The organism is Sphingobacterium lactis (assembly GCF_011046555.1).
Classification (GTDB): Bacteria; Bacteroidota; Bacteroidia; order Sphingobacteriales; family Sphingobacteriaceae; genus Sphingobacterium; species Sphingobacterium lactis.
The window spans coordinates 1,072,860-1,087,400 of sequence record NZ_CP049246.1; the positions used below are offsets into that span (position 1 = coordinate 1,072,860).

A 14,541-nucleotide genomic window follows, 5' to 3' on the forward strand; every position below is an offset into this window, starting at 1 on the left:
CCGAGTATCCCATTTTTTTATCGCTTCATTCGGTTTATTGACCGTATGCGTTATCTTCGTAGTTGATGTCTGCAAGACGCTGAGTCGGGTCAATCCAAGCTTTTTTTACCTGTTTGCTGACCGGAATGGTATAGCTAGGCTTTGTCCAGAACCAGTCCGGAAGTACCGTACGTTTCACGCCCTGATAAATGTCAAACTGTTCAGCTGGTTTTTCACCCCGCATCTCACGCAAAGGGATGTAGAACAGCTCCCGGCTACCATCCTGATACTCCACCAGTAAGTCGATCGGCATCGCTAAGTTGGACTTGTTCTTGATCTCGATCTGCTGATCGGAAACTTCGCCAATAGCGTAATCGATCGTCCGCGTGGTGTTGATGAACAGGTTGAAGTACCATTTCAGGTTGATGTCCGCAGTCTGTTCGGCTACGCGTTTAAAATCATTCGGAGTGGGGTGCTTGAATTTCCATTGGTCGTAAAACGTCAGGAATGTTTTCTGCAGGTTTTCCTTGCCGATAATGTATCCTAATTGTTCGGCCAGTACAGCGCCTTTATTGTACGCTTCATTACTGTATGCGAAATTCGTGTTGTAATAATCTGCAAGCAGACTCATAGGCTCCTCTTTTCCTGATTTTGCCAAACGGTAATAACCGTTATAGGCCATGCCTATTGGATTGAGTTCGCGAACTTTGGGCTTCAGGAAAATTTCCTGATAGGCTAGTTCTTCGATATAACTGGTAAAACCTTCGTCCATCCATTCATCAACGGTTTCATTGATGCCGAAAAGGTGCTGGTACCAAGAGTGTGCAGCTTCATGGAAAATGACGCCTACCAATCCCTTTAGATTACGGCCGCCGGTGATCAGCGTTGCGGTTCCATATTCCATCCCACCGTCTCCACCCTGAACGATCGTATAAGTTGACCAAGGGTATTGACCAAAATGCTTACCTGTAAAGTCGAAGAATTCAGTCGCCATACCCAGCGCAGTTTTCCAATTTCCGATCACTTCCTGGTCAGTTGGCAGGTATACCGTGTAAATGGTGGTGCCCGTTTGAGTTTTCGCAGAGTCAACCACTAACTTTGGATCTGCAGCCCAAGCAAAGTCATGAATATTCTCTGCTTTATAGTGCCATGTAGCCTTGTTATTTTTTGCTTTGATCTTTGCATTATTAAAATAACCCTTCACTTCGGTAGGATTCTGTAGTTTTCCCGAAGATCCGATGACATAATCCTTATTGATATGGATCTTAACATCGAAGTTTCCGAAAGGGGCTATAAATTCACGGCCGATGTATTCATCCAAGTGCCATCCGAATTCATCGAATTGTGCCATCTTAGGATACCATTGTGTCATGGAAAAAGCGATGCCTTCTTTGGAGTTTCTTCCGCTTCGGCGGATCTGTTCCGGCACCTGTGCTTCCCAGGTCAAGTCAAACTCTACAGTTGATGCATCTTTGATGGCTGTCGGTAGGTTAACCTCTAGGATGGTCCCGTCTTCTTTAAAAGGAACATCCACGCCATTGTATTTCACGGTTTTGATTTTCTGATAGCCGACCTGTTGTGGGCTAAGGGTAGCGATCCGGCTGGTAACAACAGGTTTTTCCTTTGTTCCAGACCGAGTAACCATACGGGCATCAGGGTCAACGATGTTCTTTAATCGCTCATCCATCATGCTGCCCGGTTGGAAAGCGTTGAAGTAGAGGTGAAAATAGACTTTATTCAATTCCTGACCGGAATTGTTGCTGTATTTCAGTTTCATTTTGCCATCGTACTGGAACGTTTTTTCGTTCACATCGATTTCCATGGCATAATCCACCTTTTGATCCCAGTAGGTTTTGCGCTGCGCAAAACCCATGACGGACGTCACAGTCAATAAGAGTAAGGTAATGCTGGTTTTTAAGTTCATAATGCCAAATATATAAAATTTAGCATTGTCATCCATCAGGTGCTTAGCCCAACACGATTTCGATCTGCAGCTCCCGGAACTTGGGGATGAGTTTGTCGAAATCGTCATCTGCCATGAAAAGTTTGTTGCGCCAAAACCGGAAAGGCCCTGATTTACTATGTCTATGGAGAACAATGAGGTTTCCACCGGAACGCATGTGGTTCTTCACGTAGGCGATATCGGCAACCGGAATTTCAGTCGTCTTATTTTCTTTGGTAATGCGAATGTTACTCGATTTGATTTCCCAAACGGATGAGGAGCGGTTTAACCGAACGGCAAGCCACATCAGGACGGGTATGCAGAACAATAGCGTCAGAATTTTGGTTAGCTCAGAAAGTGGGAATTGGGCAAGCACAAAGCCAACCAGAAACAGCCCCCCTAAAAGAACCCAGATAAAACGCCCCCTGTTGAGTGTATTGATATTAAATTGTGTCATCTTCCAGAATTTGTTCCCCTTTGGTATTGATGTAATACTCATCTTCGGCATTGTTTTTCATTACTGATGCCCTACCGTTAGAAAAGGGAGTGATATAGCTGTATTCCATCGGGAGGATAAGTTCACCATTTTTGTTGGCCAATCCAAAACTGTCGGCATCTTTGGATACCACGAACAGATCCTTTTCTCCGGTCAATAAGATGATGTCATACCCTTCAAATACCAACTTCTCATCCACAATGGTATATACCTTTGGCCCATTTCCCGTGTCGGAGATGTAATGGTACTGATCGCATTGGTCGATACCTCGTGGAGCCAACGGCACAACTGAATTGCCGTTGTGATCGATGATCCCCATCTGCTCACCTTCCATAACGATAGCATATTTCTGCCCCGAACTTTCTACCTGATCATAGGCATGCGGCCAAATCTGCTTTCCTTGCTTGTCCATCAGACTTGTCTTTCCGTTTTTTGAAAAAAGGTAAGCATCCCTGTGCAGAAAAAAATCAATGTAATCGTAACGTTCTCCACCGATAATCTGTCCGTTCAGATCGATCAAAACTGCAGCATCCTCCGGTAGGGTAGCGATGGCCACATCATCATGATATGGTGTGATCGTCACGAATTGTGGTTTCGCCAATACTTCATTTTTCTCATTTTTTATGCCGTATAATGTATTGCCGGATTCCATAAATGCTATCCTATCCTCGCCCAGGTCCATATCTTCAGCATGCGGATCAAGCAGCAGGGTTAAAGCCTCCACGTCGGTTTCTTTGTAATTATGGGGAATGGAGAAAATTTCTGGGTTGATGTTTTCTTTCTTTACACGAATGGCTTCATAGGTATATCCGTCCACCGCTAATCGGAGAACTGCGCCAGGAACTTCTGCCAAAAACTGGTAATCTTTCCAGTATACTTTTGGGAGGTTTTCGGTATACCAGACCTTATAGGTCATATTGCCGGTGTTCATTTCATCGTTCGATGCCTCCAAAATAGCCGCCTTGCAGTTTATGCCAGCTATTTCGGCAGTTTCCTTGAGGACAGTCGTTTTAAGCACTGAAGTTTGAACGTCCTCTGGCAACCCAGCATAACGTTGGGAAACGGAATCCAATAGATATACTTTATTGTTCTTTTTATCGACCAGTTGGGTTGATTTACCAACGGGATGGAATTTGCTTAGCACCATCTCAGAGGTTACCCACGTACGAATGGATGCCTTGCCTTCCATGTCCAGATAATCCGAAAGTCTTTTTCGTGTGTGCTGATCCATCTCCTCTTGGGAGGTGTCGCGAATAAAATCCTTGAGTTTCTGGTCCAATCGGATAGTGTATTCAATGCGATAGCTTTCTTGGGCAACACCGGAGAAAGTGATAAATGTCAGGAGGATAATGCTAAACAGCGATTTCATTTGTCTGGAAGTATAAGCGCAAACTTCATCTTTTTTGTTGATTCTACAAAAGGAAATGCTATCTTTTTGATGGATGTCAGTAGAGGGCACAGAGCATGTGGGTGTGGATGCAATTGGAGACATTCAATAAACCCTTTTTAGGTGAACAAATTCCATTGGAAAAATATCATGAGAAACGGAAAAAGGAGAACCTTTCAATATAATATCATCGCTATAATTTGTATTTTACTATTGCTGCATACCGGAGCTGTTGCACAAGTTCGAGATTCTTTGTACGCTCGTTTTGAACAGGACAAGAAGACTTTTTCAGTCTTTGAAAAGGAACACCGTAAATTTGTTAAGGGCAAACATCACAAACTTGCTTATCTGCATTGGGGTGAACCTTCCGAAAAGGTATTTGTATGGCTTCCGGGAAGTTTCCTTTCGGCATACGATTTCCAGCCGTTTGCTGAATCGTTGACTGCCATGGGCTACTACGTTATTGCGGTTGATCATTATGGACATGGTCTAACTGCTGTCCCGAAAAGCGATCTTGATTTTTGGGATTTTGCAGATGACCTTAATGTTTTATTGGATAAGGAGCGGATCGGGAAAGTAGTGCTGGGTGGTTTTTCACGCGGGGGTTATCTGGCTACAGCCTTTTATGACCGATATCCCGATCGTATTTCCGCCTTGGTGTTGGAGGATGGTGGATCCGTACGATTCCAGGCTCTGTTCAACGAGATGACTGAGCAGGAGCGCGAGACATTCTTTCAGGGGGTAGAAACGCCAGAGTATGTTAAGGAAAAGCTGTTTTCCCAGTCAGGCTCAGCCTTTGATCTGTATAAGAATATGCTGGACTTCAGCAAGCCAGATCAGGGATATCAACTGTTTGGCTTCATGAAAAAGGTAAAAGGGAAGTGGGTCGGTTATTATGGACTGGATGAATACATGCATATGCAAGATGGGAACCATTATAGACAGGTGCTTTATAATTCAGATTCCGTAAGTCGATATGCGTCCTCGATGGTGCGCATTGATCCACTTAATACCTTTAGATACCTGAAGGTGCCTCTGTTAATTCTCGATGCGACAGGTCAACCCGATGTTTTTAAGTCCGGAAAGGGGAACCAACAATTGCAAGAACTCCATCCCCATTTCGTCACACACCACACCTTCGATTGTGCTGAACACAACATCCATTTTGAATGTCCAGAAGAATTTCTGCAGGAACTGTTGGGATTTTTGGATAGCTTAGAGTAGAATATGCAAGTTCGACCAGCTACCCATCATAGGTCTTAATACTTAATTCTAACTACTATACACTAACAAAAATGCCTTCGAATTTATTTCGAAGGCATTTTTGTTAAAAAATTAATGTCTTTTCGGGGTTGATCTTGGTCCCATGACTAAGCAATTCATAATGCAAGTGTGGTCCAGTGGATCTTCCTGTACTTCCCAATTTGCCAACCTGCTGTCCGGCGTCTACTTTCTGTCCTACGCGAACATTGGTGCTGGACAGGTGCGCATAACGGGTTTCCCAACCGTTGGTATGTTGAACGATAACAACCTTTCCATATTGACCTTTGTATCCTGCATGCACCACCTTGCCGGCAGCTGTTGCACGGATTGCTTCTCCTGTTCTCCCTTTGATGTCGATTCCCGAATGCATTTCAATGCCGCGGTTGGTGAAAGGATTTCTTCTGTAGCCAAATCTGGACGTTATGCCGCCATTGTGTGGTCTTCCCAAGGGAATACCCTCTAAGTTTTTGTCTAATTTTTTAAGCTTTGCTTCGTAATATTTGCTTAATTCATTCAAATTAACCTCATCTTCTACGGGTCCACCCGCATTTTTCAGCTTCGGTGCGAATTCTTTTAATCCTCTTTTGCGCATTTTGGCATTAATTTGGTTTAATGCACTATCAATAGATTCAAAGGATTTTTGAATTTGCACGGCACTTAACTGATTTGTCGCTTCTTCCAAGGCTAAGTTCTGCTTCGCCTCCTCAAGTGCTTCAATCTGTTTCGTCAGCTCTTGTTCGTAATGATCACTCGTAGATTTTGTAACTGCGAATACGATTAATCCGAATATTAAGCAAATGGTGAAGATTCCTCCTGCAAGGCAGTACTTCCAATTTTTTAGAATAACAGTTGGAATTTGAATCTTCAAATTCGAATCGCCGTTGGAGTCTAAAATTTCCACGGCAGTCTTCTTTTTTGTCATATTTTTAACTCTCCCAATTTTGTTAGCCGGGCGTAAAAATAGAGTATGTTAAAATATTAACAAGATTTTTTAACATTTTATAACTATTTGATGTTATAAGAAGGCTAATTTTATCATCTTTGCATTATGTCTTTTTCGGAACGCATTCTAACCTGGTATGCTGCGCATAAAAGAGCGCTGCCATGGCGAGAAACCAAGAATCCCTATGTCATCTGGTTATCAGAAATCATCCTTCAACAGACCCGTGTGGAACAGGGAATGCCTTACTTTCTGCGTTTTTTCGAAACATTCCCAAATGTAACAAAATTCGCGGCCGCTGAGGAGTCCGAGATCCTACGTTTATGGCAAGGCTTGGGCTATTATTCGCGTGCGAGAAATATGCATAGGGCTAGTAAACAGGTGGTTGAATTGCATGCGGGGGATTTCCCTACGGCATATCAAGCGTTGTTGGAGCTCCCCGGAGTTGGTGAATATACAGCAGCAGCGATCGCTGCATTCTCGAAAAATAGCCCTCATGCCGTCCTCGATGGCAATGTTTTCCGCGTTTTATCCCGGTATTTCGGGATCCATGAGCCCATCAATAGCACGGCTGGAAAGAAGCTGTTTTCCAAACTGGCGCAGGAAATGCTAGATCGGGATCATCCTGGAGATTATAACCAGGCAATCATGGATTTTGGTGCCCTACAGTGCAAACCAAAAAATCCTGACTGTAGCACCTGTGTCCTGCAGATTGACTGTGTAGCTTATCAGGGCTCCCTGGTGGATCAACTGCCCGTAAAGCTGAAGGGTAAGAAAAGTAGGGACCGCTTCTTTCATTATTTTGTGATCGAAAAAGAAGGGGAGGTCATGATGTCCCAAAGAGGAGAGGGCGATGTCTGGGCGAATCTTTTTGAGTTCCCAATGCTGGAAACCACTGAGCGCTTGGCTGTTGATCAATTGATGGAGAACGAAGCCTATCAGCAACTTTTCGGGGATGCAGTGCCGGCGGTGTTAGGTGCGGAAGTCAAGCATTTGCTCAGTCACCAAAATATCTATGCGAGGTTCTACAAATTGCCTGCTGAATCGTTACAGATTACCAAAAAAAGGGAGTGGAATTATTATTTGTTAGAAAATTTAGATAAATTAGCTAAACATAAACTGATTAGTTCCTTTGTGGAACAAAATTTTTAGTGCTCACTAAATCCTAAATTATCATATGTCAGGAGTAAATAGAGTTATTTTAGTAGGTCACCTCGGGAAAGACCCCGAGATCCGGTATTTGGAAGGAAACGTCAGTGTTGCGAGTTTTCCCTTGGCAACATCGGAGACATTTAACAAGGATGGACGTCGAGTAGAACAAACCGAATGGCACAATATCGTCCTATGGCGCGGATTAGCAGATGTTGCGGTAAAGTATCTGAGCAAAGGCAAGCTGGTTTATATCGAAGGCAAACTTCGAACGCGGTCATATGAAGACAAAGAGGGGGTACGACGTTATACCACGGAAATTGTAGCCGAGAGCTTCAATTTATTGGGGCGCAAGTCTGACTTCGAACCTCAGCAAAACCAAGGAGGGAATACGACTTCGCCTTCCACTGGTAACGATACTAAAGAAGATCAGGTCGATTTCACCGAGAATGACGGTGATAACGACGGGCTACCATTTTAATCTACCTAATTAATTACCGTAGCATTTCCCTATTTTTTTAAAAATTGCCGTATCTTTGGCGCATGTTGCAAGATAAGATAACGCAGTATACCGAAGAAATTGAGGCTTTTGCCCCAGCTTCGGCACAGGATGTAGAAGCATTCCGATTGAAGTTTTTGGTGTCCAAGGGCATCGTTAAAAACCTATTCGAAGAATTCAAGACCGTATCCAGCGAGGAGAAACGAGTTTTGGGTAAGGTATTGAATGAGTTTAAGCAGTTGGCGGAGACAAAATTCAAGGAAGCATCGGAACAATTTGCAGGCCAAGGAGATTCGCAGTCTTCCCGCAAGGAAGGTGATCTGACCTTGCCAGGTCCTGGTTATACGCTTGGCTCACGCCATCCGTTATCTTTGGTGCGTAAAGAAATCGTTGAGATTTTCAAGAAATTGGGTTTTGTCGTTGCGGAAGCCAATGAGATCGAAGACGATTGGCATAACTTCTCTGCGTTGAACTTCGCACCGGAGCATCCGGCTAGGGATATGCAGGATACGTTCTTTATCAAGAAACAGGAGGGCAATGACCTGGTGTTGCGTACGCATACTTCCTCTGTGCAGGTGCGCCTGATGGAAGCTGGGAAACCACCTTTCCGCGCGATTATGCCAGGACGTGTGTACCGAAATGAAGCGATTTCAGCGCGTGCGCATTGCTTTTTCCACCAGATAGAAGGCTTGTACATCGATGAGGACGTGTCATTTGCCGATTTGAAACAGACACTTTACCACTTCGTGAAGGAACTGTATGGTGAAGATACGAAAGTGCGATTCCGCCCTTCTTACTTCCCATTCACGGAGCCTTCCGCAGAAATGGATATTTCCTGTACCATTTGTAAAGGAGCAGGTTGCCAGATGTGTAAGTATTCCGGATGGGTAGAGATCCTTGGTTGTGGTATGGTCGATCCGAATGTTCTTGAAAACTGTGGAATCGATAGCAAGAAATATGCTGGCTACGCCTTTGGTATGGGAATCGAGCGGATTACCAACTTGAAATATGAAATTCGGGATTTGCGTCTTTTCTCTGAAAATGATGCCCGCTTCTTGTCCCAATTCGAAACAGAAATTATTTAATCGATCTTCGGATCCCAAAAGCCCACCCGGGTTATAGGAATACAGATTTATCGGGTGGCTTTGTGCAGCGCGCTGCTTTAGAACAGAATCATTCATGGAAGATAAAATAGTCATAGCCATAAAGAAATCCGCAAGGGATCTATTTAGGAAATATGGTTATTATAAAACTAGCGTCAATGAGCTAGCCAAGAATGCCTGCATTGCCAAAGCCACCTTCTACAAACATTTTGCCAGCAAGGAACTTATTCTGCATGCCGTACTGATGGATTATATCCAAGATAATGTGTATGATATTCTGAATAAGCATGTGAAGGAAAATGATCTTGCACTCTTTCTCGCCAATACCATCCTGCGGGTCAGCCGCGTCACGTATACTGTCTGTAATGAATTTGTCGGTTGGGAATTTATCCGGGAATCTGCAAATGCGCAAGAATACCTGAAAATCCTTTCGGAGGACCTCGAATTCCTCCTCCTGCGTTCGTTTATGCAAAATGAAACCATTGGCAGCGTGATCCCTGAAGAACGCTTGAACTTCCTGATAAAATCCAGTAAGAACATCGTTTTTTCGTTTGCTTTTACAGCCGTATCAGAAGCCGATGTCCGGAAGAACTTTATTTCCTTCCAAAAGGAAATGCTCCCCTATTTGGTTCAGGCCACACTCATGGACGATAGAGGGTAGCCTGCATCTATTTTTCCTTTTCTGAGCAAACCCTGATTCACATCCCTTTTAAGTCTATACTGTTATGGCTAAATTTTTCAAATATTAAGCGTATTTTTGCACCCACTATGGGAAGAAGAATACCTCAAGAGAAGAAAATGGTTTCGGATGTCGCGATCGTGGATATTGCGGAAGAAGGAAAAGGTGTTGCCAAGCACGATAATTTGGTATTATTTATTGAGCGCGCCGTACCGGGGGATGTGTTGGATGTGGAGCTGTTCCGCAAGAAGAAGAATTTTGCCGAAGGCAAGATCGTGGAGATCAAGCAGCCATCAGCACATCGTGTCGATCCATTCTGTTCGCATTTTGGGGTTTGTGGCGGTTGTAAATGGCAGCAGATGACCTATGAGGCACAGCTGCAGTTCAAGGAACAATACGTCGGAAATGCACTATCTCGCATTGGGAAAGTTGATGTTTCTGGCATGGAGCCAATCCTGCCGTCAAAAGAGACGACATATTATCGGAATAAATTGGAATTTACCTTCTCCAACAAGCGTTGGCTGACAGACCTCGATGAGGTTGTGCCTGGAGATTCCATGGATGCCCTGGGTTTCCACGTTCCGGGTAGGTTCGACAAGATCTTGACAGTGGACCATTGCTATCTACAACAGGATCCTTCCAATGACCTGCGAAATTCCATATTTGAGTTTGCTAAGGCCAATGAAATATCGTTCTATGACCTTCGCGAACATGCAGGAGCATTGAGAAACCTGATTATTCGGACTTCATCCACTGGTGAGGTTATGGTTATTGTGGTTTTCGCCTATCCAGAAGAAGGACAGGTGGAACTATTAATGTCCTTTATCCAGGAGAAGTTCCCGAATCTAGCATCATTGCTGTACATTATTAACCAAAAACGAAACGATACGATCTTTGACCAGGATATCCATATCTATGCAGGTCGTGATTTTATCTACGAGGAAATGGAAGGCCTGAAGTTTAAGGTTGGTCCGAAATCCTTCTACCAGACGAATTCCCTACAGGCCTATGAACTGTATAAGGTGACCCGCGAATTTGCGGATTTAAAAGGGGACGAGTTGGTATACGATTTATATACAGGTGCCGGAACGATTGCAAATTTCGTTGCCAGATCAGCGCGTGAGGTTGTTGGCGTGGAATATGTGCCCACGGCAATAGAAGATGCGAAGATCAATTCAGAAATCAATGGCATTAAGAACACGAAATTCTATGCCGGTGATATGAAGGATGTACTCACCGCGGATTTTGTTGCTGCCCATGGCAAGCCAGATGTGATCATCACGGATCCTCCGCGTGCGGGCATGCATGCTGATGTGGTGAACAGAATTTTGGAAATGGAAAGTGAGAAGGTGGTGTATGTGAGCTGTAATGCCGCAACACAGGCACGGGATTTGGAGATGTTAGCTGCCAAGTACGATGTGACGCGAATTATGCCGGTGGATATGTTCCCGCATACGCAGCACGTGGAAAATGTGGTGTTGTTAAAGTTGAGGAAATAATGGATTTACAGGATTTATTGAATCAAGGGCCAGAAGGCGAAGGAAAGAAAAAGACCGATAGCCCTTTATTGAGTTTAAAGACGGATTTGGATTTCTATAAGGAATCCATTCAGGAAGTTTCTGCCGAAATGATGGCAGAAGGATATACGCTATACCCAATTTTTGTTGCCCATCAGCATCAAGTGGATCTTGGCGAAATGATTTTGGATCGCGGGGAGCTCAACACCCAGTGGAGCATTCAAGCGAGTTCCTTGGAAGAGTTTGTGGATAGGGGTATCATCAAGGAAGACCGAAAGGCGTACTTCGAAAAGCAATTCAAACCGGCCAATGATTTCATGTGCCTGTTTGTCGTAGTTCCCGAGGGAGCGAACTTTGTTTTCTATCCGTATGCGTAAATCGCATTTAAAACTTTTTAACACTTTCTAGTCTAAAGTATTATTACCTTTAAAATCGGATGTATAATAAAGTAAGATATATTACCCTTTTTTGTTTTCTTTTTGTTTTGGCAATCGCTGCAAACGGCCAAGCACAGGATAACATGGTTTCAGGCTTAGTTCTGGAAAAGGGCGCGAGCACTAGAATAAGTGACGCCAATGTCGTCAATTCACGGACGAAGGTCAATGTGCGGACGAATAGTTATGGTGTATTCACCATCGAAGTGAATGTCGGTGATACGCTGACAGTTTCAAAAATGGGTTATGGACCTATCAAAACCCGTATCAATACCCTAGAGGATATACTTTTGGACATGGTGCCTGGTGTGAACCAGATCGAGACGGTTGTTGTGACCCGCAGTACGAAAGAAGCGGAGTTACGGAATACGCTAAGAGATTACCAGGGCAAAGGGGTATATAATAACGGGCACAATAAATTCGGGACGTATATTGCCAGTCCGGCCACCGCGCTGTACAACCTATTCGGTAAGGAAGCAAAAAACGCTAGGCGTTTTGAGCAATATATGAGCCAGGAGTTGGAAGCAACAAAAGTAGACCGTATATTTAACCGCAGTATTGTTCAGCGATTGACCAAGCTGGAAGGTGAAGAGCTAGGTGCGTTCATGGATTTGTACCGTCCATCGCCTTCGACTGTGGAACGGTGGGGTGAATACGACCTGATGAACTATATTAACAACTCATTTAAGACATGGAACAATCAAGGTAGGCCAAAACCACAACGGTTGCCGAAGCTAGATGTTCATATCAATGAAAAATAACATATTGAAAACCAGAGAATTAACTTTGGTTTTTTTGTTTAAAAAAGCTTTTGGCATTGGCTTTGCAAATGGAATGCTTATTAGTATAAAAGTATTTTAGTAAAAAAGATAAATTATTTGATTATGAAAATGAATAAAAGATTTGCGGTATACGGTTTGACAGTTGCGACTTCAGCTATGTTATTTGCAAGCTGTTCAACTATTCAAAATACAAGTAGCACAACAAAAGGTGCTGTTGTAGGTACAGCTGCTGGTGGTGCGTTAGGTGCATTGATCGGTGGTAAAGCAGGTAATACTGCAGTAGGTGCAATTGCAGGTGCAGTTATCGGTGGTGCAGCAGGTACCCTGATCGGTAAGAAAATGGATAAACAAGCGAAAGAAATCGAGAATACAGTTGCTGGTGCTGAAGTTGAGCAAGTTGGTGAAGGTATCTTGGTGAAATTCGATTCAGGTATCCTTTTTGATTTCAACAGTACAGCATTGAAATCTACTGCAAAAGAAAATATTGCGAAATTGGTGGAGACATTGAACAAAGAACCGGATACTGAAATCTTAGTGTTGGGTCACACTGATAACGTAGGTACATTGAGCGCAAACCAGAAGGTTTCTGAAGGTCGTGCAGCATCCGTAAAATCTTACGCTGTTTCTCAAGGTTTAGCTGGTGGTCGTATCAAGACTGAAGGTAAAAACTTTGCAGAGCCAATCGCTTCTAACGATACTGACGCAGGACGTGCTGAAAACCGTCGTGTAGAAATCGTAATCGTTGCAAGTAAGAAAATGCAAGAGCAAGCAAAACAAGAAGCAGGTCAATAAGATCTCGTTTCCTAACAGATAAATAAGGCGTCAATGCAAATTGACGCCTTTTTATTTGTTAAATTTTGGTCAACTGCTGACAAACTGTCATTTGTTTAAGAGATAATTGCTAACTTTGTAGTCTTTGAAAATTGACTATGTTAGAGTTAGCACATACAACAAAAACACACGATGAATCACGTCAAGGTGAGGCATTGGATATGATTCCTACCGGGCAGTCTACCGGCCGTAAGCTTTATATCGAGAGCTACGGTTGCCAGATGAATTTCTCGGATAGTGAGATCGTGGCTTCCATCCTGATGGAAAATGGATTTGAGACGACGAAGGATTATCGCGATGCGGACGTTGTATTCATCAATACCTGTTCGATCCGGGAGAACGCTGAGCAACGCGTTCGTAATAGACTGAAGGAATTCGAGGCAGCAAAAACCAAGAATCCGGGAATGGTCGTTGGCGTTTTGGGCTGTATGGCTGAGCGCTTGAAGGCTAAATTTCTGGAAGAAGAGAAATTGGTGGATGTTGTGGTCGGCCCGGATGCTTACCGTGATTTGCCGAACTTGATCGGCAAGGTAGATGAGGGTGGCCGTGCGGTAAACGTCCTTTTATCTCGCGAGGAAACCTATGCGGATATCAGTCCGGTTCGTTTGAACTCCAATGGTATTTCTGCATTTATCTCCATTATGCGTGGTTGCGACAATATGTGTTCCTTCTGTGTTGTTCCTTTTACACGCGGTAGAGAGCGTAGTCGTGATGCGGCTTCCATCGTAAAAGAGGCGCAAGACCTATTTGATGCGGGTTATAAAGAAGTGACTTTACTGGGGCAGAATGTTGACTCCTATAAATATACAGCTCCTGTGGCAGAGGGAGAGGCGCCAGGGGCGACCATAAACTTTGCGCAGTTGCTTGCCTTGGTTGCGGAGGTAAGTCCTGAATTGCGAATCAGGTTCTCTACTTCTCATCCGAAAGATATTACCGATGAGGTATTGTACACAATGGCAAAGTACGAAAACATCTGTAAATATATCCACCTACCGGTGCAATCCGGTAATTCCCGTGTTCTGGAACTGATGAACAGAACCTATGATCGGGAATGGTACATGGAGCGTGTGGATGCCATCCGTCGCATTATTCCGGAATGTGGAATTTCCACAGACGTAATCACCGGATTCTGTACGGAAACAGAAGAAGAGCATCAAGAGACACTATCCATGATGGATTATGTGAAATACGATTATGCCTATATGTTTGCCTATTCGGAACGCCCAGGTACATTGGCAGCAAAACGCTATACGGATGATATTCCAGAAGAGGTGAAGAAACGCCGCCTAACGGAAGTTGTCGACCTGCAGCGCGAACATAGCCTGTACCGTATTCAGAATTTTGTCGGCAAAGTGCAGAAGGTTTTGATCGAGGGTTTCTCGAAACGCTCAGATCAGGATTTCTGTGGTCGAAACGATCAGAATACCATGGTAGTATTCCCGGTTGACCCTAGGTATAAAGTTGGAGATTACGTAAATGTATTGGGCGAGACCTGTACATCCGCAACGTTAATCGGAAAAATTGTAGACTAAAGATCAAC

General features: G+C 43.9%; 14 protein-coding genes. 10 read left to right on the forward strand and 4 right to left on the reverse strand.

From position 1 onward, the window contains the following. Positions 1 to 34: 34 nt before the first annotated feature. From G6N79_RS04720 to G6N79_RS04730, 3 genes are read right to left on the reverse strand one after another with little or no spacing between them, the layout of a single operon-like run. Positions 35 to 1,903: a M1 family metallopeptidase gene (locus tag G6N79_RS04720; protein WP_146060583.1), complete on the reverse strand. Its 1,869-nt coding sequence runs from the start codon at positions 1,901 to 1,903 to the stop codon at positions 35 to 37. Between the two features lie 43 nt (positions 1,904 to 1,946). Further along, a complete protein-coding gene (locus G6N79_RS04725; RefSeq protein ID WP_103905513.1) occupies positions 1,947 to 2,378 on the reverse strand; it encodes a hypothetical protein in 432 nt (143 codons plus the stop codon). Then, positions 2,365 to 3,786: a WG repeat-containing protein gene (locus G6N79_RS04730; protein WP_160003656.1), complete on the reverse strand. Its 1,422-nt coding sequence runs from the start codon at positions 3,784 to 3,786 to the stop codon at positions 2,365 to 2,367. Before G6N79_RS04730 ends, G6N79_RS04725 begins: the two co-directional genes overlap by 14 nt. A gap of 168 nt (positions 3,787 to 3,954) precedes the next feature. Between G6N79_RS04730 and G6N79_RS04735 the strand changes: the two genes are divergently transcribed. Continuing rightward, on the forward strand, positions 3,955 to 5,028 hold the full coding sequence (locus G6N79_RS04735; protein ID WP_146060582.1) for an alpha/beta fold hydrolase: 1,074 nt from the start codon (positions 3,955 to 3,957) through the stop codon (positions 5,026 to 5,028). Between the two features lie 103 nt (positions 5,029 to 5,131). On the opposite strand, the gene G6N79_RS17665 is transcribed toward G6N79_RS04735, so the two are convergent. Beyond that, entirely contained in the window at positions 5,132 to 5,989 is an 858-nt protein-coding gene (locus G6N79_RS17665) for a M23 family metallopeptidase (protein WP_103905510.1), read from the reverse strand. Between the two features lie 126 nt (positions 5,990 to 6,115). Between G6N79_RS17665 and mutY the strand changes: the two genes are divergently transcribed. The 9 genes from mutY (at position 6,116) to miaB (ending at position 14,533) form a co-directional block, all read left to right on the forward strand. Further along, positions 6,116 to 7,159, forward strand: a complete 1,044-nt coding sequence (gene mutY, locus G6N79_RS04745) for an A/G-specific adenine glycosylase (RefSeq protein WP_103905509.1) — start codon at positions 6,116 to 6,118, stop codon at positions 7,157 to 7,159. 25 nt (positions 7,160 to 7,184) lie between these two features. Further along, on the forward strand, positions 7,185 to 7,637 hold the full coding sequence (locus tag G6N79_RS04750) for a single-stranded DNA-binding protein (protein WP_103905508.1): 453 nt from the start codon (positions 7,185 to 7,187) through the stop codon (positions 7,635 to 7,637). A gap of 62 nt (positions 7,638 to 7,699) precedes the next feature. Further along, positions 7,700 to 8,740, forward strand: coding sequence for a phenylalanine--tRNA ligase subunit alpha (gene pheS / locus G6N79_RS04755; protein WP_103905507.1), 1,041 nt, complete (start codon positions 7,700 to 7,702; stop codon positions 8,738 to 8,740). A 94-nt stretch (positions 8,741 to 8,834) separates the two neighbouring features. Beyond that, positions 8,835 to 9,419 carry a TetR/AcrR family transcriptional regulator gene (locus G6N79_RS04760; RefSeq protein ID WP_103905506.1) on the forward strand — a complete coding sequence of 195 codons (585 nt, stop codon included), beginning with the start codon at positions 8,835 to 8,837 and terminating at the stop codon, positions 9,417 to 9,419. A gap of 107 nt (positions 9,420 to 9,526) precedes the next feature. Next, positions 9,527 to 10,936, forward strand: a complete 1,410-nt coding sequence (gene rlmD, locus G6N79_RS04765; protein ID WP_103905505.1) for a 23S rRNA (uracil(1939)-C(5))-methyltransferase RlmD — start codon at positions 9,527 to 9,529, stop codon at positions 10,934 to 10,936. Beyond that, positions 10,936 to 11,331: a hypothetical protein gene (locus tag G6N79_RS04770; RefSeq protein ID WP_103905504.1), complete on the forward strand. Its 396-nt coding sequence runs from the start codon at positions 10,936 to 10,938 to the stop codon at positions 11,329 to 11,331. The genes rlmD and G6N79_RS04770 overlap by 1 nt, the downstream gene beginning before the upstream one ends. Before the next feature lie 107 nt (positions 11,332 to 11,438). After that, complete coding sequence (locus G6N79_RS04775; RefSeq protein ID WP_234993162.1) at positions 11,439 to 12,149, forward strand: peptidase associated/transthyretin-like domain-containing protein; 711 nt, start codon at positions 11,439 to 11,441, stop codon at positions 12,147 to 12,149. Between the two features lie 123 nt (positions 12,150 to 12,272). After that, positions 12,273 to 12,962 (forward strand): YiaD family glycine zipper/OmpA-like lipoprotein, encoded by a 690-nt coding sequence (locus tag G6N79_RS04780; protein ID WP_234993167.1) that lies wholly within the window; start codon positions 12,273 to 12,275, stop codon positions 12,960 to 12,962. Between the two features lie 137 nt (positions 12,963 to 13,099). After that, positions 13,100 to 14,533, forward strand: a complete 1,434-nt coding sequence (gene miaB / locus G6N79_RS04785) for a tRNA (N6-isopentenyl adenosine(37)-C2)-methylthiotransferase MiaB (protein WP_103905501.1) — start codon at positions 13,100 to 13,102, stop codon at positions 14,531 to 14,533. Positions 14,534 to 14,541: the final 8 nt, after the last annotated feature.